Origin of the sequence: Paeniglutamicibacter sulfureus (genome assembly GCF_039535115.1) — a bacterium.
GTDB lineage: Bacteria > Actinomycetota > Actinomycetes > Actinomycetales > Micrococcaceae > Paeniglutamicibacter > Paeniglutamicibacter sulfureus.
The window spans coordinates 2,003,424-2,022,406 of sequence record NZ_BAAAWO010000001.1 but is presented as its reverse complement, the minus strand read 5'-3'; the positions used below and the strand labels follow the sequence as shown (position 1 = coordinate 2,022,406).

General features: G+C 63.5%; 15 protein-coding genes and 1 riboswitch. Of the genes, 7 read left to right on the top strand and 8 right to left on the bottom strand.

The window, feature by feature from the left end; all coding sequences use genetic code 11:
- Window positions 1–10: 10 nt before the first annotated feature.
- Entirely contained in the window at window positions 11–1,345 is a 1,335-nt protein-coding gene (locus ABD687_RS09220; RefSeq protein ID WP_310291960.1) for an LLM class flavin-dependent oxidoreductase, read from the bottom strand.
- A gap of 17 nt (window positions 1,346–1,362) precedes the next feature.
- A complete protein-coding gene (locus ABD687_RS09215) occupies window positions 1,363–2,127 on the bottom strand; it encodes a 3-oxoacyl-ACP reductase (RefSeq protein ID WP_264270078.1) in 765 nt (254 codons plus the stop codon).
- Window positions 2,128–2,206: 79 nt separating this feature from the next.
- A riboswitch (TPP riboswitch) is annotated at window positions 2,207–2,300 on the bottom strand.
- 133 nt (window positions 2,301–2,433) lie between these two features.
- Between ABD687_RS09215 and ABD687_RS09210 the strand changes: the two genes are divergently transcribed.
- The 5 genes from ABD687_RS09210 (at window position 2,434) to ABD687_RS09190 (ending at window position 9,792) form a co-directional block, all read left to right on the top strand.
- On the top strand, window positions 2,434–4,812 hold the full coding sequence (locus ABD687_RS09210) for a Tex family protein (RefSeq protein WP_310291963.1): 2,379 nt from the start codon (window positions 2,434–2,436) through the stop codon (window positions 4,810–4,812).
- Between the two features lie 172 nt (window positions 4,813–4,984).
- A complete protein-coding gene (locus ABD687_RS09205; protein WP_310291965.1) occupies window positions 4,985–5,380 on the top strand; it encodes a hypothetical protein in 396 nt (131 codons plus the stop codon).
- A 145-nt stretch (window positions 5,381–5,525) separates the two neighbouring features.
- Entirely contained in the window at window positions 5,526–6,014 is a 489-nt protein-coding gene (locus ABD687_RS09200; RefSeq protein WP_310291967.1) for a ferritin, read from the top strand.
- A 297-nt stretch (window positions 6,015–6,311) separates the two neighbouring features.
- Window positions 6,312–7,262 carry an SH3 domain-containing protein gene (locus tag ABD687_RS09195; RefSeq protein ID WP_264270075.1) on the top strand — a complete coding sequence of 317 codons (951 nt, stop codon included), beginning with the start codon at window positions 6,312–6,314 and terminating at the stop codon, window positions 7,260–7,262.
- A gap of 154 nt (window positions 7,263–7,416) precedes the next feature.
- Entirely contained in the window at window positions 7,417–9,792 is a 2,376-nt protein-coding gene (locus tag ABD687_RS09190; RefSeq protein ID WP_310291970.1) for an SH3 domain-containing protein, read from the top strand.
- 94 nt (window positions 9,793–9,886) lie between these two features.
- Here the strand turns inward: ABD687_RS09190 and ABD687_RS09185 are convergent, their stop codons facing one another.
- On the bottom strand, window positions 9,887–11,095 hold the full coding sequence (locus ABD687_RS09185) for an AI-2E family transporter (RefSeq protein ID WP_310291972.1): 1,209 nt from the start codon (window positions 11,093–11,095) through the stop codon (window positions 9,887–9,889).
- Window positions 11,096–11,371: 276 nt separating this feature from the next.
- Here ABD687_RS09185 and ABD687_RS09180 point away from each other — a divergent pair, with 276 nt between their 5' ends.
- Window positions 11,372–12,658, top strand: a complete 1,287-nt coding sequence (locus ABD687_RS09180; protein WP_310291974.1) for an SH3 domain-containing protein — start codon at window positions 11,372–11,374, stop codon at window positions 12,656–12,658.
- Between the two features lie 117 nt (window positions 12,659–12,775).
- On the opposite strand, the gene ABD687_RS09175 is transcribed toward ABD687_RS09180, so the two are convergent.
- The 4 genes from ABD687_RS09175 to ABD687_RS09160 form a co-directional block, all read right to left on the bottom strand.
- Window positions 12,776–14,185: an NAD-dependent succinate-semialdehyde dehydrogenase gene (locus ABD687_RS09175; protein WP_310291976.1), complete on the bottom strand. Its 1,410-nt coding sequence runs from the start codon at window positions 14,183–14,185 to the stop codon at window positions 12,776–12,778.
- 215 nt (window positions 14,186–14,400) lie between these two features.
- Window positions 14,401–15,465, bottom strand: a complete 1,065-nt coding sequence (gene mgrA / locus ABD687_RS09170; protein ID WP_302266417.1) for an L-glyceraldehyde 3-phosphate reductase — start codon at window positions 15,463–15,465, stop codon at window positions 14,401–14,403.
- Between the two features lie 318 nt (window positions 15,466–15,783).
- Entirely contained in the window at window positions 15,784–15,930 is a 147-nt protein-coding gene (locus ABD687_RS09165) for a hypothetical protein (RefSeq protein WP_264270071.1), read from the bottom strand.
- 280 nt (window positions 15,931–16,210) lie between these two features.
- A complete protein-coding gene (locus tag ABD687_RS09160) occupies window positions 16,211–17,398 on the bottom strand; it encodes an acetyl-CoA C-acyltransferase (RefSeq protein ID WP_302264697.1) in 1,188 nt (395 codons plus the stop codon).
- Window positions 17,399–17,450: 52 nt separating this feature from the next.
- Here ABD687_RS09160 and ABD687_RS09155 point away from each other — a divergent pair, with 52 nt between their 5' ends.
- Entirely contained in the window at window positions 17,451–18,242 is a 792-nt protein-coding gene (locus ABD687_RS09155; protein WP_310291979.1) for an alpha/beta fold hydrolase, read from the top strand.
- Window positions 18,243–18,302: 60 nt separating this feature from the next.
- Here ABD687_RS09155 and ABD687_RS09150 read toward each other — a convergent pair whose 3' ends face one another.
- The gene (locus ABD687_RS09150; protein WP_310291981.1) at window positions 18,303–18,830 is read right to left on the bottom strand and encodes a universal stress protein; all 528 of its coding nucleotides are present in this window, start codon (window positions 18,828–18,830) and stop codon (window positions 18,303–18,305) included.
- Window positions 18,831–18,983 lie beyond the last annotated feature (153 nt).

Here is an 18,983-nt window from a genome sequence, read left to right as displayed (position 1 = left end):
AGATGAACTGCTATCCGCGTGCCGAAACGGTTTCCAAGCGCGCAGGCCTGGCCAGGCCCAGTGTTTCGCGCAGCGTGGTTCCCGGGTAGGCGGAGCGGAACAGGCCGCGCTCTTGGAGGATCGGTACGACCAATCCCACAAAATCATCCAATCCCGCCGGATAACTTGGGCACATGAGGTTGAAGCCCTCACAGGCGCCCGACATGAACCATTCCTCAATCTCGTCCGCGATCTCGGCGGGGGTGCCGATCATGGTTGCATGGCCCCCGCCCGCTGCCAGGAACCCCAGCAGTTCGCGAAGCGTGGGGCGCTGGGTTTCGATGATGCGCTGAACGGTCAGGTAGCGGCCTTGTGGGCCGGTGAAGTCCTCGGCCGGGGGCAGCGGATCCACCCTGTCGTCCAGCGGATGGGTGTTGTAGTCCTGGCCGGTGAACATGTTGAGCTGGGCGATGGCCGACCCGGTGTCAATGAAGGAATCCAGCACGCGCTTCTTTTCCCATGCCTCTTCCCGCGTGGCACCGATGTACGTGACCAGCCCGGGAAGCACGGGAACCGGATCATTGGAGCGTCCGGCAAGACCCAGTAGTCGCCGGATGTCGGCGGCATACTCGACTGCCGATTCCCTGTCCCAGGAAACGGAGTAGATGGCTTCGGCATGGCGGGCCGCAAAGGAGCGGCCGGCTTCCGAGGATCCCGCCTGGAACAGCACCGGCCGCCCCTGCGGGCACCGGGGGACTGTCAGCGGGCCGGCAACCGAGAAATGGTTGCCGCGGTGGTTGATCGGCCGGACCTGCGCCGGATCAAGGTAACGTCCGGCTTCCCGGTCAACCAGCAGTGCAGAATCTGACCAGGAATCCCACAACCCCTGCAACGCGACAACAAACTCTTCGGCGCGCTCGTAGCGCTGGGCATGAGCCGGCAGGGAATCCATGGAATGATTGCGGGCCTCGGCGTCAAACATGGAGGTCACCACGTTGATGCCCGCCCGCCCGCCGCTGATGTGGTCCAGCGAGGCCAACAGCCTGGCGGCGTGGAAGGGCGTGTAGAAGCTGGCCGAGATCGTGGTGACCAACCCGATGCGGCTGGTGGCACGAGCCATGGCACTGAGAGCAGTCACCGGTTCCAGGAACCAGGGGATCCCTGCCGCGTATTCATGGTTCACGCTCTGCCCGTCGGCAAAAAAGACAGCATCCAGGCAACCGCGCTCGGCAATCCGGGCAAGTTCCTCGTAGTAGGAAATGTCGCCGAGGCGGTCGGCGCTGGATTCGGGGTGGCGCCATCCCATGGTGTGGTGGCCCGCCCCGTAGATGAAGGCGTTCAGGTGCAATTGGCGTGTGGCGTCCACGATGCTTTACCCGACCCCTAGTTCATCACCAGGCCGCCGTCGACAACCAGGTTCTGCCCGGTCACCGCCCGGGACCACGGTGAAGCGAACAGCAGTGCGGCGTCGGCGAACTCCGCCGGGGAAGTGACCCTGCGCAGTGGCGTGGAGCCGGCGATCAGGTCGAAGACCGCTTCCGGGGTGGCGGCGGAGGCATCGGTGGTGCGAAGCAGGCCGCCGGAGATCATGTTCACGCGGATGTTTTCCGGGCCGAGGTCGGCCGCGAACGTGCGGGTCATGGCCAGCAGGGCAGCCTTGGCCGCGGTGTAGTCGTGGTAGGGGACCACGGGGTTCTGGAAGAGGTTTGTCCCGATGTTGACGATGTTGCCAAAGCCCGCGGTTCTCATGCCGGGCAGGGTTGCCTGGATCGTGTTCAGCGCACCGCCAACGATGCCGGTGAACTGCTCCCCGAAAGCCATGTAGCCGATTCCATCGGCCTTGGCACGGGCGTCGCCATTGAACGAAAAATCGGGCAGGGCGTTGTTGACGACAGTGGTGATGGGAGCACCAAAATGTTCGTGCGCCCCGGCCACCAATTGGGAGACTTGATCCGCGTTCGCGACATCGGCTTGGACCGCTATCGCGCGATCGGCCCCGAACTCGGCTGCCAGTTCCCGGGCGGCGGTTTCGCTGGAGCGGTAGTTCAATACAAGCCGTGCGCCCTCGCGCGCAAAGGCCCGGGCCAGGTCTGCCCCGAGTCCGCGTCCTGCCCCGGTGATCAACACGATTTGGTCCTTGATAAGCATTTTCTTGCACCCTTCTGCTGGGCGAAGGGATGCCATGGAACCAGCCGACGGTCGTCCAGGAATTTGGGTACGAGGGCAGTTCAAGCCGGACCGGCATCCCTTCGCTCGGATTATCGAGATCAGGTTCAACGGGTCTATCTCTCAGCCGCCAGGCGGCACCCCGTGTCGAGTCCTGTGGCCAACGTAGCACCGGTACGGGGCAATCCCCGAATCAAGGGCAAGGACGGAGGCGACACACACGAGGCCTCGCCGGTCGGTGTCCGCGGGCAGTGCCACGGATGCGGCAAACTAGTGTGGGTGAGCCAGATGCGAATAATCCACACCATTGCCGCCGAGTTAACTTCCGGGGGTGCTTCGGTTGCCGACTGGCAGGTGAAGGCCGCCGTCGAATTGCTCGATGCCGGATCGACCGTCCCCTTCATTGCCCGATACCGCAAGGAAGCCACCGGAACCCTGGACGACACCCAGCTGCGCCTGCTTGAGGAGCGGCTGCGCTACCTGCGTGAATTGGAGGACCGCCGGGAAGCGATCCTGAAGGCCATCGAGGAGCAGGGGAAACTCACCGACGAGCTGCGGGCCGCCATCATGGCTGCCGGTACCAAGGCCGAATTGGAGGACCTGTATCTGCCATACAAGTCCAAGCGCCGCACCCGCGCCCAGATCGCCCGCGAGGCCGGACTCGAGCCGCTGGCCGACTCGCTGATCCGCGATCCCGCCCAGGATCCCGAAGCGTTGGCAGCCACCTTCCTAAACCCCGAGCACGAGGTCAATGCGGCATCCGATGCCCTGGCCGGTGCCCGGGCCATTCTCACCGAACGTGCCTCGCAGGACGCGGTGCTGGTCTCCGAATTGCGCGAACGGCTGTGGACACGAGGGAAGATCTCGTCCAAGATCGCATCCGGCGCCCCTGCCGCGGATGCCTCGAAGTTCTCCGACTACGAAGACTTCGTGCAGCCCGTTGCCACCCAGCCCTCGCACCGCATCCTCGCGCTGCTGCGCGGAGAACGCGAGGGTGCGCTGAACCTGGAGCTGGCCGAGGCCGACCCGCGCGACGAGGCGGCGCTCACCGAGGCGCGGGCCGGATATGAGGCCGCCGTCGCCCGTTCGCTGGGCATCAAGGCCGCTGCCGATGCGCCGGCCGGCAAGTGGCTGGCACAAACCGTTCGCCTGGCCTGGCGCGGACGCCTGTTGGCACGGTTGGAGGCGGACCTGCGCACGCGGCTCTTCGAGGCCGCGGAGGAAGCCAGTGTCAAGGTCTTCGCCGCCAACCTGCGCGACGTGCTGTTGGCCGCCCCTGCCGGAAACCGGGCGGTGCTGGGGCTGGACCCCGGGTTGCGCACCGGGGTGAAGGTTGCCGTCGTCGACGCCACCGGCAAAGTGGTCGACATTGCCACCATCTACCCGCACGCCCCGGCCAACAAATGGGATGCCTCCGTGGCGACCCTGGTGGCACTGGCAACCAAGCACGGCACCGAACTGATTGCCGTGGGCAACGGGACCGCAAGCCGCGAGACCGACAAACTGGCCGGCGAGGTCATCGCCAAGCTGACCAACAAGCCTGCCAAGGTCATCGTCTCCGAGGCCGGGGCATCGGTGTATTCGGCGTCGGCGCTGGCAAGCGCCGAGTTGCCGGACCTGGATGTCTCCATCCGCGGTGCGGTGTCCATTGCCCGCCGACTGCAGGATCCGCTGGCCGAACTGGTGAAGATCGAACCCAAGTCCATCGGCGTGGGCCAGTATCAGCACGATTTGACCCCGGCCAAGCTTGACCGCTCCCTGGATGCCGTGGTCGAGGACTGCGTCAACGCCGTCGGCGTGGATGTGAACACCGCATCCCCGGCGCTGCTGGCCCGGGTGGCCGGAGTCGGTTCGCTGCTGAGCCGCAACATCGTCGAACACCGCAATGCGAACGGCCCTTTCACCACCCGCCGGTCCCTGTTGAAGGTTCCGCGCCTGGGAGCCAAGGCCTTTGAGCAATGTGCCGGATTCCTGCGCATCACCGGCGGCAAGCAGCCGCTGGATGCCTCCGCCGTGCACCCCGAGGCGTACGGGCTGGCCGAAACCCTGCTGGCAGCCGCCGACGCCGGCAACCAGTCGGTGGCCACCCTGAATGCCGCAGACTTTGTCACCGAGCAATTCGGCCTGCCCACGGTCAAGGACGTCATCGCCGAACTGGTGCGGCCTGCCCGTGACCCGCGCCCGGACTTCAAGACCGCGAACCTCAAGGAAGGCGTGGAAAAGATCGGCGACCTGCAAGTCGGCATGATCCTGGAAGGCACCGTTTCCAATGTGGCAGCCTTCGGTGCATTCGTTGACGTGGGAGTACACCAAGACGGACTGGTCCATGTCTCGGCGATGAGCAGCAAGTTTATTTCCGATCCACGCGAAGTCGTCACATCGGGCCAGGTCGTCAAGGTCAAGGTGCTGGAGGTCGACCCGGAACGCAAGCGCATCTCGCTCACCCTGCGTCTGGATGACGAGCCCGGGGCCAAAGCCGAGCGGACGGACCGGGCACCGCGAGGCACCGGGCAGCGCAACGAACAGCGGGGCCAACGCCCGGCACGCGGCGGCGAGGGAAAGCAGCGCGGCGGCAAACCGCAACAGAATCGGCCGGCCAGCGCCGCCGGGTCTAACGCAAACACCGCCATGGCCGAGGCCCTGCGCCGCGCCGGCCTGAGCAGCTAGCACCGGCCCACCGCGCCACGGCATCCGGTGGCGGCCCCGAATGGTCCGCCACCGGAAACCCGGCGCGTTGCCACGGATATCGGGCCACGCGAAAGGTGGCGTACCGTTGTCTGCGATGCCCCACGCTCCGGAGGGGCGTTCCGGCCGCGAAACACACTGAGAGAAGCCCACAATGGATGACGAAACGCTGAGCGAATTGATCATGACGGTATTCATGGTGCTGCTCATGGTTGCCATGGCCTACATGATCAAAGCCGCGGCCACCGGACAAATCAGGCGTAATGCCTGGATCGGAATCCGCACCGCAGCCCTGACCCACTGCGACAAGTGCTGGCTGCTGGGCCATCACGCGGCGGCGAACAAGAGCACCATAGGCTGTTGGCTGGCCGCAGTGATCATGGCAGCCGGAGGCCTCCTCTCAACATTGGTGACGCTACCTGGCTTTGTCCATCCCGCAGCCCTGATGGCGGGGCTGGCCGTCATGCTGGTCGGCCTGTTTCTTGGGGTGCGCGACGGCCACCGGGCGGCTGCCAAGATCCATGCCGGGCAGCGCATCGTTTCCTCTTAAACCCGTCGAGACCAAGGCATGCGAACCAAGGTGAGCATCACCTTGGTAGCCCTTCGCCGGTACGCAATGCATGACATATTTAGCCCGAGGTAAGTACGGCCATACTTCGGTGACAAGCCCCCGCGGAGCGCGTAGCGTGTGTGCCATGGAACTTACAGGAAAGCTTGCCGACGCATTCAACGACCAGATCACCCTGGAAATCCAGGCCTCAACGGTGTACCGCCAGTTGGCCATCGAAATGGATGTCCTGAGCCTGCCCGGCATCGCCGCATGGTTCCGTGCACAGTCCGCCGAGGAACTGGTACACGCGGAGAAGTTCATCGCCCACATGACCAACCGTGGAGCACACCCGGCGATCGGCGCCATCGGTGCCCCCGGGCTGAACGTGGTAACGGTTGACGGTGCTTTCCAGGCCTCCCTTGACCACGAGAAGAAGGTCTCCGAATCCATCCGGGACCTCTACCGCCTGGCCCACAACGAGGGCGACATCGACTCGGTGCCGATGCTGACCTGGTTCATCGAGGAACAGGTCGAAGAGGAAGCCACCGTCGGTGAAATCCTGGACCGCGTGAAGATGATCAACAACGATGGCAACGGCCTGCTTCGCCTGGACAGCGAACTGGCTGCACGCTAGAAACCATCGTCGCGGGGTTGCCCGTGGCGAAGATGTGATCAAGGCCCCCGGTCCGCGACTGGGGGCCTTGACCGTGTGTGCAATAACATGGGGTAAGGCATGTCCAGGTGCCGCGCCTCGATACGTGGTTATTCGTGAACGATCCTGGCGAACCGTGACGCCGTGCAAGACGTTGCTCCATGCATTCCATTCCCAGGTCAACCACTTGTTCAGTGAGGTCATAACCGTGTTTCACGTCCGTGCACGTATGGCATTGACCAACCCCGGATCGGGCGCTTTCGGGTGGAGACTGTCCGCATGAAGAAACTCGACTTCGCACGCACCGAGCCGATTTCCGCCCCGGTGGAAGCCTCGGGACCCACGCACCGGACCTCCGCGGAACTCAAGCTGCGCAAAGGGGCTGGCCGGCATTACGCGGTCCAGTACCTGATTCCCCAGAGCACCCCGGTCTACCTGCTTCGAGTCAGCGGGCTATGGGCCAGCGTGCAGCACGGACAGACCTTTGGCTGGCTCCCGGCCCAATGTCTCGAACGACTCGAAGCGCCCCGGCAGCCCCCGCAGGTTCCCGTACGTCCGGTCGCCAGCCAGCTGCCGGAAAATCCCGCATCGGTGGGCGGAGCCCCCAGCGCGCCGGAAGTGCCGGACGAAGACTTCATACCCACCCACCGCAGCACTGCCGACCTGAACCTGCGCAAGGGCTCTGGCACCAACTATCCGGTGCTGCGCGTGCTGGCGGCAAACATCCAGGTCCGGAAGGTTGACGAACTTGGCACCTGGGCCAAGATCTCCACCGGCAAGGACGTCGGCTGGGTTCCCAGCGCCTACCTGGCTCGCATCAACGTGAGCCGCCCCGCCACCGGCATACAGGCCATGGCACCAACCGAGTTCACGACCACCGTGCGCTTGAACGTCCGCAAGGACGCCGGCGACCGCTTCCCGATCCTGCGCATCATGCAGGCCGGAACCTTGGTGAAGGTCAACGGGAAACTAGGACCATGGCGAAGGATCATGCTGGATCAGGAAACCGGCTGGGTCCCGGCGAGCCAGCTCCAGTTGCGCTACGTGGTCTCGAAGACCCCCGTCACCATCACCGAGACCACGCTCTACCGGGGTGCCTCGGCAAACTACCGCGCCATCGCGCAGCTGGCTGTCGGCGAGCAACTGGAAGTCATTGCCAGCCGCGGACAATGGACCAAAGTCCGCGCTGGGCGGCTTGAAGGCTGGGTCCACAGTTCCCACTTGGGATGACACGGCCAATTTGCCGCGGCAGCTTCCTGCCACTTGGTGTCCTTATTGCCTAAAGTAAGGCTCTGGGGGTAGAAGAACTTGGTAATGTCCCCGCACACGCAACTATTGTGGATTCCTTGCGGGGCCACAACCGTTCAAAGGACGCGCCTTGACGATGGCCACACCGAAATACATTCGTGCCCTTTTCGCGGGGGTGTTGGCGGCAGGAATGGTTTTCACCGCGCTGCCGGCAACCTCCCAGGTCCGTGTCAACGCCGATTCCGGCAGCAAGGTCCGCGTCGGCAATTTCGCTTTGCCGCTTGACCCCGACACGTACCGAATGACCTCCCCGATGGGGCCGCGTTGCATGCCGGTGGTGGGAGGGTCGACCCACCACCTGGGTCAGGACATGGGCACAAGGGACAACGCCCCCATCTATGCGGTGGCCGCAGGCACCGTGCGCAAAGTCGTCAACGGCACCGGATCGACCTCAGGACAAGTGGTGGTTACCCACCGCATCGACGGGGGAACCTACGAGTCGGCCTACATGCACATGTGGCCCAACGACGTCTTGGTCAAAACGGGCCAAAAGGTCGCGGCAGGACAAAAGATTGCCCTGGTGGGCTCCTCGGGGCCATCCACCGGCCCACACCTGCACCTGGAAATCTGGAAGGATCGCTTCTACTCCAGCGATTCGAACGTTCGCAACCCCCGTGCCTTCCTCAAGGACCGCGGGCTGGACCTGAACTCCCATGCCACCGCCACTTACGCAGAGTCGCTGAAGACTTGCACCTATTATGCGCGAGGCAAGGCCGAGCTCTTTGCCTCGGCTTCCGCCGACTCGAAGGTCCTGGCCAGGCCGAACCGCAACGCCCCTGTCAGCAGCAAACCCGGTGCCATCAACGGACTTCGTAACGGGTCCTTTGTCAAGGTCAAGTACGGCTCGGTTACCGGTTGGATGAACCGATTTGCCGTCACGCCCTATGAATTGGGGGCAGCACCCGAGGGGTCGATGACATCCACGGGAACCGTCACCAACGGTGTCCGGGTGCCCTTTGCCAAATACAGCAACCCCTATGGCTTGAACATGCGCTCCGGCGCGGCCACCTGGTACTCGAAGCTCCTGATGATTCCCGCCGGCACCACTTTCGAAGCCTATGAAAGCTCCGCTGGCTGGTTGCGCGTGAAGTACAAGGGAACCGAAGGCTGGGTATCGGCAAGCTTGGCGCGCAAGACCGCGTCCATCGACCAGACTAAACTACCCGCAACCCACGAAGTCCTTCGTGACCTCAAGCTGCGTTCCGGGGCCGGGACCACGTATCAGGAAACCCATCCTCTCAAGCGAGGCGCAAAAGTTGCGGTGCGCCAGGTACGGGGCGGCTGGTCCCAGATTCAATCCGGGAAGCACTCCGGATGGGTCAGCTCGGCGGACATGAAGAAAATCGGATCAGCGACGCCCCAGACGGCAAAGCCACCGGTAGCCAAGCCCACGCCAACCAAGGCAACGCATGAGACCACCGCGAATCTGAACATGCGCGCGGGGGCCGGCACCAACACCAAGATCGTCAAGGTCCTGCGCAGCGGAACCGACGTCATCGAACTCCGTCGCCAAGGCACCTGGAGCAATATCAAGGCCGGGAACGCCGCCGGATGGGTCAGCAACAAGTACCTGCGCGTCATCAAGCCTGCCGCAACGAAGCCGCCGGTGGTCCAGTCGGTGAAGAAGGCGACCTACACGTCCAAGGCGAAGGTCGTTGCGCGCAAGAGCGCGAGTGCGAAGGCCGCGGCGGTCGTGAGCATTCCTGCCAAGACGAACGTGACGGTGGATGCTAGGAGCGGTTCGTGGCTGCGTGTGAAGTATGCGGGCAAGACCGGGTGGGTTCCGGCGAACCAATTGTCCGCCTACAAGGCACCGGCCAAGCCGAAGCCGCCGGTGGTCCAGTCGGTGAAGAAGGCGACCTACACGTCCAAGGCGAAGGTCGTTGCGCGCAAGAGCGCGAGTGCGAAGGCCGCGGCGGTCGTGAGCATTCCTGCCAAGAAGAACGTGACGGTGGATGCGAAGAGCGGTTCGTGGCTGCGTGTGAAGTATGCGGGCAAGACCGGGTGGGTTCCGGCGAACCAAGTGTCCGCCTACAAGGCACCGGCCAAGCCGAAGCCGCCGGTGGTCCAGTCGGTGAAGAAGACGACCTACACGTCCAAGGTGAAGGTCGTTGCGCGCAAGAGCGCGAGTGCGAAGGCCGCGGCGGTCGTGAGCATTCCTGCCAAGAAGAACGTGACGGTGGATGCTAAGAGCGGTTCGTGGCTGCGCGTGAAGTATGCGGGCAAGACCGGGTGGGTCCCGGCGAACCAATTGTCCGCCTACAAGGCACCGGCCAAGAGCAGGACAACCACCGTCCGGCTGAACCTGCGAACCGGAACAAACACATCAACACGATCGCTGTTGGTGATTCCGAAGGGCAAGAAGATCACGGTCAAGGCGACACGAGGAAGCTGGACACAGACCAGCTATTCAGGGAAAACGGGCTGGGTTAGCTCCAGGTACCTTCGCTAAGCCAGGCGCGACGCGTCGAATCCGGAAGAAGAATGGTCCGTGCAACCAGTCAGGACGGTTGCACGGACCATTGCCGTTTCAGCTACGGTTGTCGCTATTTTTCGGATTTTTCAGGGGGGGACTGGGAACCTGCTGCGTGCATGGCATCCGCTTCGTGCGCCGATGCCGATACGTTTGATTCTGCATGCGCCAAGACCTGAGCTGCCGTGGGTTCCCCTGCGGCTGCTTCCTTCTCCGGGTCGGCCCCGGGGTCAAGCTCCGGCAAATCCCGGTCGGCCCAGATTTTTACGATGCCCCAGGCAACAGCGGTCAGGGGTACGGCCAGCACTGCGCCCACCAATCCGCCCAACACCGTGCCTGCGGCCAATGACAGCAAGATCACCAACGCGTGCAGGTTCAGCGCGTGGGCCATGACCACAGGCTGCAGGAAGTTACCCTCCAGCTGGTTCACGACGATCACCGCTCCCAGAACAATCAGGGCAATCACGGGGCCGTTTGTCACCAAGGCAATCAAGGTGGCCAGGATTCCGGCGAAGGTGGCACCTATCAATGGAATGAAGGAGCTCATGAACACTACTACGCCCAGGGGAATGGCCAACGGAACCCGCAGGATGAGCAAGACAACGGTGATGGCGATGGCATCCACGGCTGCAACGGTGGCGGTTCCGCGCATGTAGCCGCCCAGCGTCTCTACGGTGCGCCCACCGGTGGACAGCCAACGGTGCATCTGGTGGTCTGGCATCCAAGAGAGGAAGAACGCCCAGATCCTGTCTCCGTCTTTCAGGAAGAAGAACAAGATCACCAGCAAGAGCGCCAGACCGGTGAAGAAATTCCCGGCTGCAGAAAGGCCGCTCAGGGCACCAGCGCCAAATTGGGAACTCGTCAGGAAGCCCGTGACTTGGCTGACGGCTTGGTCAATCTGGTCCTCCGAGATGTTCCACGGCAACCGATTCAACATGCCCTGGAGCTTGTTGAATCCTTCGACGCCCCTGTCAACCAAGGTTTGCCACTCGGCAAGCACGGAATATACCAGGGCCGTACCGATGCCGCCGATCACGAGCAGTGAACCGAGGAACACGGTCCACGCTGCCAGTAGTGGGGACATGAACTTGCGCAATAGGCGCACCAACGGCCACAGTGCGCAGGAAAGAATTAGGGCAATCAGGATCGGCAGAGCGATAACGCTCAACCTGAGGAGGGTGTAGACGACTGCCCCGGCCAGGATCACCACCACCAGTAATTGGACCGAGCGCGTGGCAATACGGCCGAGCGGATCGATCCACATTCCAGACACGGTGTGCATCGGGGGCCTGGCGCTGGATACCTCGGCTTTTGAAGTCGCGGGTGGATCCTGTCGCGACTTTTTCTTGAAACCTAACTTCGCTGACATCCAGTGACTCCTCGCAATTGGCAACAGGTCCACTCTATGCAATGGCGCAGGGCGGATACCCGAAATAACCTCTTAGCAAAAAGGTTAGTCTAACAATGTACTAGTGGGCTTGGAGTGCCACTCATTCAACTCGCAAGAAATTAATTCCCCGGGGGATCAATGAAGCACACGACCACTACAGACGGTGCAATGCCCGTCAATCGCGCAGGGACGGCACTGCTGCTGGGCACGGCGATTGCCCTTGCTCTCGCCGCCCTGAACCCGGTGCAGGCACAGGCGGCCCCGCAGGCGGTGCCGCATGTCGCGGCGGCGCAGACCGGTCCATCCGCATACATCGCGCAACCCGAAAGCATGTTTCGCGCAGGAGTCGCGAGGGTATTGCAAACCACCGCGAACCTGAACCTGCGCGCAGCGCCTTCCACATCGGGCAAGAAGCTGAAGGTCGTGCCCAAGGGCACGCGGTTGACGGTGACGGCAACCAGATCCGGATGGAGCCAGGTACGCCATGCCGGACAGACAGGTTGGGTTTCCAGCACCTACCTACGCTCCATTCCCAAGGCCGTGAAACAAGGCGACCTCGGCAAGACCACTGCCCGGCTGACGTTGCGGCAAAAGGCAAGCACCGCATCCAAAGCGCTGGCCACTGTGCCCAAGGGCGGCATCTACGCCGTCAAGAAGGTCTCCGGCGGACATGCCCAGATCACCAGCCGGGGAAAATCAGGGTGGATCCAAGGAAAACACCTCAAGATCGTCGCCAAAAAACCCGGTCGGGAAATCTACATCGACCAGAAGTACACGTCCAACCGTGCGGGTCTCACCGACAGGTATTGGACAAAGGTCTCCGGTGGCGACCTCTATGAAAGCGTGAACGGGAAAAAGCGCATCGGTGACATCCCCCGGAATTCCGTGGTGTACCGGGACATGAAGATGGAAAAAACCGCCGGATCGGTCAAGGGCTGGATCTTCGTGCGGACGCAGGGGATGAGCGGATGGATGAAAACCAGCCAGCTTGCCCGCACCTCTACCGCCTCTACGAAACCAAAGAAGTATTCGGCTAGGCAAGTCCTGGCGCAGAAGAACGGCAGGGTCCCCGAGAAGATGCTCGTGGCGATCCCGTGGGACAAGGAAAAGACGCTCATTGCCGCGCCGGCCCTCAAGGACCTGAACCGACTCAACGCAGCGTTCAAGAAAAAGTTCGGACGCAATCTCGATGTCGACCTGGCATACCGGACTCGTGCCACGCAGGACGCGTACTGGGTGGAGTTGGGTCCGTACGTCGCGGCACGTCCGGGAACCTCCAACCACGGTTGGGGGACGGCCATCGATGTGCCCGAAACCTATGACTATTCCTTCCGAGGCAAGTACTACAAATGGCTGAAGGCGAACTCCAAGAAGTACAACTGGGTGCACCGAAAGATCCTGGAGGAGGGATCGCCCTACGCCGAGGCCTGGCACTTCGACTACGTGGGGCGCTGACCACCACGGGGGAGTGCTCCACGGGGCCGACCCCGGGTTAATTGAGAAGGCCGCAGTCCGCATCCATCGTCACGATGAATGCGGACTGCGGCCTTGGCGTTTAAGCGAGCGTGGAAGTCAGTCGGCCACGTAGAACAGGCGCTTGTTGACGAACTCTTCCATGCCCAGCGGTCCCAGTTCCCGGCCGAAGCCCGAACGCTTCACTCCGCCAAAGGGCATCTCGGCTCCCTCGGCGCTCGGCGCATTCACGTTGGCCATTCCCGAGTTCAGACCGGCGGCTACCTTGGCCGCGCGAGCCGGATCGGTGGAGAACACCGCGCCGCCCAGACCGTACTGGGTGTCATTGGCCATGGCAAGTGCTTCCTCGTCGGAGGAGACCTTGTAGACAACGGCCACCGGGCCGAACAGCTCCTCGTAGTAGGCACGCATCTCCTTGGTGATTCCCGAGAGCACGGTCGGGGCCAGGTAGGCGCCTGGGCCCTCGTGCAGCGTGCCGCCGGCATGCAGGGTTGCGCCCTTGTCGATGGCGTCCTTCACCTGCTCGGCCAGGGCCTCGGCGGCACCCCTGGTGGAAAGGGGACCAAAGGTGCCCTCGAGCTCGGCCGCCGGATCGCCCGGGGCCAGGCCGTCGGCCAGCTTGGTCAGCTCACCCACGAAGTCATCGAAGATATCGTCCATGACAATCATGCGCTTGTTGGAGTTGCAGGCCTGGCCGGTGTTCTCCATGCGGGTGGCCCAGGCAGTGGCGGCGTCGCCCGCGACATCGTTCGAATCGAGGATGACGTACGGGTCCGAGCCGCCAAGTTCCAGCACTGCCTTCTTCAGGTTGCGTCCGGCCTGCTCACCGATGATGGCACCGGCACGCTCGGAACCGGTCAGCGAAACGCCCTGGATGCGCGGGTCCTCGATGATCGTGGAGATCTGCCCGTGGGAGGCGAAGACGTTGTTGTACACGCCTGCAGGAACGCCTGCGTCATCCATGATCTGCGCGATGGCCAGTGCCGAACGCGGGCAGGTCTCGGCGTGCTTGAGCACGATGGTGTTCCCCAGCATCAGGTTGGGAGCGGCAAAGCGGGCGACCTGGTAGTACGGGTAGTTCCACGGCATGATGCCCAGCAGGGGGCCGACCGGGAGGCGCTGGATGACGGCCTTGCCGCCGCCGATGTTCTTGATTTCGGTATCCGCGGCGAGCGTGGGCCCCTCGGTGGCGAAGTACTCGAAGATGTCCTTGCAGAACTCGGCCTCGCCCTTGGACTCGGAGAGGGGCTTGCCCATTTCCTGCGTGATGATCGCAGCGAGCTCGTCGGCGCGTTCGGCGAAGAGCTCGCCCACGCGTGCCACGATCTTGGCGCGTTCATTGATGTCGACGTTCTTCCATTGCTGGTAACCGGATTCGGCCGCCGCGATGGCGTCCTGGATCTCGGCGTCGGTGGCCGTGGGGAATTCCTCGACCACCTCGCCGGTGGCGGGGTTGAGGACTCGGTAGCCGGTGGAGGTCGACGTCTGGGCGTTGGCGGTCACAGCCATGCTCCTTCTGGTAGTCACTGGGCGGCGGGGATCTTCATCGCGCCACGTACCTGTCCATCATGTCCCGAAAACGACGATTTGTGAAGCCCGTCACGCATGGTTGGCGACCATATCCGCCGTGAGTGAACTAGCTGACTTCGGTATTCGTCGTTAACGGAGCAAAACCCTGCGAAATTCGAATATCGCAGGGTTTTGCTCCGTGTGCTCCGGCTGGCTTAGCTGGTGGCCGCCGTGCGCCAGCGGTCTATGTCGGCATCGCCAGCGGCGATCTTGTCGATCAGGTCCAGTTCCCCGGTGCTGAAGGTGGTGTTGCCCAGGGCGCCGAGGTTTTCATCAAGCTGCGCAGTCGAGGAGGCGCCGAGCAGCACTGAGCTCACTCCGCCGTCGCGCAACAACCAGGCGATGGCCAGCTGGGCCAGGGACTGGCCGCGGGACTCGGCGACCCGGGCCAGATCGCGGGCCTTCCCGAGATTTTCCTCGGTCAGGTGCCCGTCCAGCGTTGTCCGTCCACCGGACGGAATCGCCGAATCATTCTTGAGGTACTTGCCGGTCAGCAGGCCCTGGGCCAGCGGGGTGAAGGCGATGGACCCCATGCCGTGTTCGGCCAAGGTCTCGAGCAGGCCGTCCTCGACCCAGCGATTGAGCATCGAATAGGACGGCTGGTGGATCACCAGCGGTGTGCCCATCTCCTTGGCGACGCGCGCCGCCTCCGCGGTGCGTTCGGGGGAGTAAGAGGAGATCCCGACGTATAGCGCCTTCCCCTGGCGCACCAAGGTGTCAAGCGCGCCGATGGTTTCCTCGATGGGGGTGTCGGGGTCAGGGCGGTGCGAGTAGAAGATGTCCACATAGTCCAGGCCCATGCGCTTGAGCGACTCGTCGGCCGAGGCCATGATGTACTTGCGCGAGCCCAGGGTGCCGTACGGACCCGGCCACATGTCCCAGCCGGCCTTCGAGGAAATGATCAGCTCGTTGCGATAGGCCTTGAAGTCGGTGCGCAACATGCGGCCGAAGTTCTCCTCTGCCGAGCCGTAGGGCGGACCGTAGTTGTTGGCCAGGTCGAAGTGCGTGATTCCTCGGTCAAGGGCATGGCGAAGCACTTCGCGCTGGGTGTCGTAGGGGCGGTTGTCGCCAAAGTTCCACCACAGGCCCAGGGAAATCGGGGGGAGAACCAACCCCGAGTTCCCCACCCGGCGGTAGCCGGTCGATTCGTAGCGGTCCGGGGCGGCAACGTAGGGTGCGTGCGTTTCAGGGACGGGGGCGTACCGGAGCTCTTCGGCCATGGTGGTGATGTTCTCCTGGAAATTGGGGATGAAATCTCGCGGAAGCTGCATCGGCTCCCTCTTATCCATTCTTGTCGCAAGGTGCCGCAAACGTCCACGGCATCGGGAGCTGGGCGCGGCGCGGTTCGGGGGGAATCTGGCAGTGCAATGCGTTCCCGTGTGCCCGGCAGTTAAAAGCGAAGAACCGGCCGTGACGGCTAAGGAGGTGAAACTCCGCCGCGACCGGTTCTTCTGATCACTCGCACCTTGAGAAGGTAGCTTCAGCGTATTTGGAGTAACTGGGTGATTGCTGGTGATTTGTCGATAGTCGGCCGTGAGTCAGTAGTTGGAGGGTGGATCCGAGGCCGGAAACGATTCGTCTTCCCATTCCTCGACCAGCGCTTCGTCGTGCGCGCTGGCCACATGCTCTGGTTCTGCGGCAGTTTCTTCTTCTACCTCTTCGTCGCCGGTTGGTTGTTCAGTCATCTCGCGTACTCCTTGATCCGTAGAACGTGTCTCCCCGAACTTGCGGCGCCCGGTACCTTCAGTTTGGTCCGAAGTGCCGGAGTTGTCGAGGGCGGTGGCTTCCAGGGGTCGTGGTTGCGGACATCCTGCATTAAATGGTTGAGCACCGATCGGAAGGCTAGGGGGAATTTGCCTTGTGCCCGACCGGTGCTCTCATCACTCGCACCTCCATGAGGTGATTAAGACTCTAGGGAAGCAACCTTTGCACCAGCTGTATACCGCCGGGTAACAACATGTGAAATCAGCGTCGCAGGATCAGGGCATCACCCTGGCCGCCGCCTCCACACAGGGATACCACCCCCGTGCCGGAACCGCGCCGCGCCAGTTCCATGGCCTGGTGCAGGACCAGTCGCGCGCCGGAAGCACCCACGGGATGCCCCAGCGCAATGGCCCCGCCTTCCAGGTTGATCTTGGCGGGATCCACGCCGAGGTCTTTCGCCGATTGCAGGACAACCGACGCGAAGGCCTCATTGATTTCAATCAGGTCCAGCTCCGCGACTCCCATTCCCTCCTTGGCCAGGGCGGCGAGAATCGATGTGCTGGGCTGGGAATGCAATTGTCCGTCCGGGCCGGCCGTCTGTCCGTGGGCGCCGATCTCGCAGTGCCATGTCAGGCCTGCCCGACGGGCGGCGCCCTTGGAGGCAACCACCACGGCTGCGGCACCGTCCGAAAGCGGCGAGGAAGAACCCGCCGTAATGGTGGCGGCGGGGTCGGTGGAGAAAGCCGGACGCAGTGCGGCAAGCTGTTCTTCCGTGGTGTCAGCGCGAACGCCCTCGTCGGTGGAAACGATGATCTCGCCCCCGCGCCGCTGCGGGATGGCCACTGGCGCGATCTCGGCATCGAGGTGCGCGCGCGCAGCCGCAGCGCGCTGGTGCGACCTGGCGGCAAAGGCGTCTTGGGCGGCGCGCGAAATCCCCAGCTTGGCAGTGCCGCTCTCGGTGGCCGAGCCCATCAGCTCGCCGCTGAACGGATCGGCCAACGCGTCGTGGTTCAGGGAATCCTCCAACGGCCGGTCGCCGATGGCCAACGGTGTGCGCATGCCGCGGACCAGGTGCGGGGCATTGGACATCGACTCCTGTCCGGCGGCGACGATGAAGTCGGCCTCGCCTGCCCGGATCATGCGGGCTGCGTCGATGACGGCGGTCAGCCCCGACAGGCAGAGTTTGTTGATCGTCACCGTGGGGACCTCCCAGCCGATGCCTGCCTTCAGGGCGGCCTGGCGGGCCGGGCCCTGGCCGGTGCCCGCCAGGATGACCTGGCCCATGATGACGTGGTTGACCTGGGCGGCCTGCACCCCGCTGCGCTCCAGTGCCGAGGAGATTGCGTGGGCGCCTAGCTCGGTGGCTGACAACGCGGAGACGGCCCCGCGGAACTTTCCAAAGGGCGTACGTGCACCCCCGACAATCACGGGAGTCAGGTCGTCATTCATGGTGTTTCCTTTGCTTGGGAAAAGACCGGTCCGGTGCCATAAGCTCAGTATCATGCCCCATGCAGTGAACCCGGTTGATGCCCAGACTATCTACTTTGACGCCAGCGACACAGGGGCCCCACCGGTCCTGCTGCTGCACGGCTCCGCACTTTCCCGCTCCATCTGGCGCGGCCTGGGATACGTGAAGGCGCTGGAACCCGAGTTCGACACCATCCGCATGGACCTGCGCGGCCACGGACGATCGGGAAAACCCCACGACCCGGCCGCCTACGCCATGGACCTGGTGCTGGAGGACGTGAAGGCGGTGCTGGCTGCGACCGGACACGAGTCAATCCACCTCGTGGGATATTCATTCGGATCGCGCGTTGGCCTGTCGCTGGCCATCAAGCATCCATCCATGGTCCGCTCCCTGACCATGCTCGGCGGCACCCACGCCATTGAGGCACAGCACATCAGCACGCTCTTCTTCGACGGCTACCTCGAGGCACTGAAAACAGGCGACATGGACGCCTTCATTGACGGCATGGAAGCCGGCGGCGGGAAACTGGACCCCGCGACCCGCCATGCCTTTGCCTCGAATGACGCACTGGCACTGGCCGCGTATTTCGAGGCCACCGAGTCCGGCAGCGCGGTCAGCGAAACCCTGCTCCACCAGCTGGCGACGCCGACCCTGCTGATGACCGGAACGCGGGATGTGCCACGCATCGATCATTCCCGGGTCATGGCCTCGGTCATGCCCCATGCCCGGCTGGTGGCGCTGGAGGGACGCAGCCACGGCGGAACACTCTATCCGCCACAGCAGATCCTGGAGCAGTTGCTGCCGTTCCTGCGCTCACATTCCTGAAGGTGTGATTCCCCGGGCTGACAACCCGGAACCTGCCGCTCCCGGTGGCCGGATGCCCGATCACGGTAGATAAGGGGTGGCCGGCGGGTCCGGCACGATCGATGGCGGAACCACCAACACCGGAAGCTGCCGACGCGACAGGACCCGGGCAAGCGTTGAGGCACTGAACCTCGAACCGGAGAACGCGCGGCGCTTTCCACGGGGCGAGCCGACCACCAGATATGACGAACCCAGCTCCACGGCGAAGTCGCCAAGTGCGCCGGCCGCCTCGCCCACCAGGATGCGCAGGGTCCAAGGCATGGGGTAGGAGGCCAGGGTCTCGCCGAGCCGTTGTTGCAGGTCCTCGATAACTTCCGCCCCGAGTTCCTCTCGCTCATCCCGGTGCAGGGCATCAAAGTCGATGCTCGCCTTGACGTTCCATTCGGTCATGTCCAGGCCGGTGAGTGCATAGGCACACACCAGATCCTGACGGAGGACCGAAGCGAGGCGGGCCGCGGTTTCCAAGACCTCGGGATGCTGCCCCGGGAACACGCCCACGAGCACCGGCGAGTCAGGACGAAGGGGACGGGACCCCTCTGGATCGCGCATGGTGCACTCCTGTGGGTCCTAGCTGGGATCGGGTCGGGTGCCTGTCTTGCTTCAAGTATGCCCGGGGCGCTTCACCTTTCGATAGGGGGCTGGTGCCGCCACCGGCATCTGGCCCCGGCCCCTTGACCGAAAATGACACAGCGGCAAGACTCG

Coding starts and splice junctions, on each gene's coding strand:
- ABD687_RS09215 (WP_264270078.1), bottom strand. CDS start 2,127: ATGCTTATCAAGGACCAAATCGTGTTGATCACCGGGGCAGGACGCGGA.
- ABD687_RS09210 (WP_310291963.1), top strand. CDS start 2,434: ATGCGAATAATCCACACCATTGCCGCCGAGTTAACTTCCGGGGGTGCT.
- ABD687_RS09205 (WP_310291965.1), top strand. CDS start 4,985: ATGGATGACGAAACGCTGAGCGAATTGATCATGACGGTATTCATGGTG.
- ABD687_RS09200 (WP_310291967.1), top strand. CDS start 5,526: ATGGAACTTACAGGAAAGCTTGCCGACGCATTCAACGACCAGATCACC.
- ABD687_RS09195 (WP_264270075.1), top strand. CDS start 6,312: ATGAAGAAACTCGACTTCGCACGCACCGAGCCGATTTCCGCCCCGGTG.
- ABD687_RS09190 (WP_310291970.1), top strand. CDS start 7,417: ATGGCCACACCGAAATACATTCGTGCCCTTTTCGCGGGGGTGTTGGCG.
- ABD687_RS09185 (WP_310291972.1), bottom strand. CDS start 11,095: ATGCACACCGTGTCTGGAATGTGGATCGATCCGCTCGGCCGTATTGCC.
- ABD687_RS09180 (WP_310291974.1), top strand. CDS start 11,372: ATGCCCGTCAATCGCGCAGGGACGGCACTGCTGCTGGGCACGGCGATT.
- ABD687_RS09175 (WP_310291976.1), bottom strand. CDS start 14,185: ATGGCTGTGACCGCCAACGCCCAGACGTCGACCTCCACCGGCTACCGA.
- mgrA (WP_302266417.1), bottom strand. CDS start 15,465: ATGGCCGAAGAGCTCCGGTACGCCCCCGTCCCTGAAACGCACGCACCC.
- ABD687_RS09165 (WP_264270071.1), bottom strand. CDS start 15,930: ATGACTGAACAACCAACCGGCGACGAAGAGGTAGAAGAAGAAACTGCC.
- ABD687_RS09160 (WP_302264697.1), bottom strand. CDS start 17,398: ATGAATGACGACCTGACTCCCGTGATTGTCGGGGGTGCACGTACGCCC.
- ABD687_RS09155 (WP_310291979.1), top strand. CDS start 17,451: ATGCCCCATGCAGTGAACCCGGTTGATGCCCAGACTATCTACTTTGAC.
- ABD687_RS09150 (WP_310291981.1), bottom strand. CDS start 18,830: ATGCGCGATCCAGAGGGGTCCCGTCCCCTTCGTCCTGACTCGCCGGTG.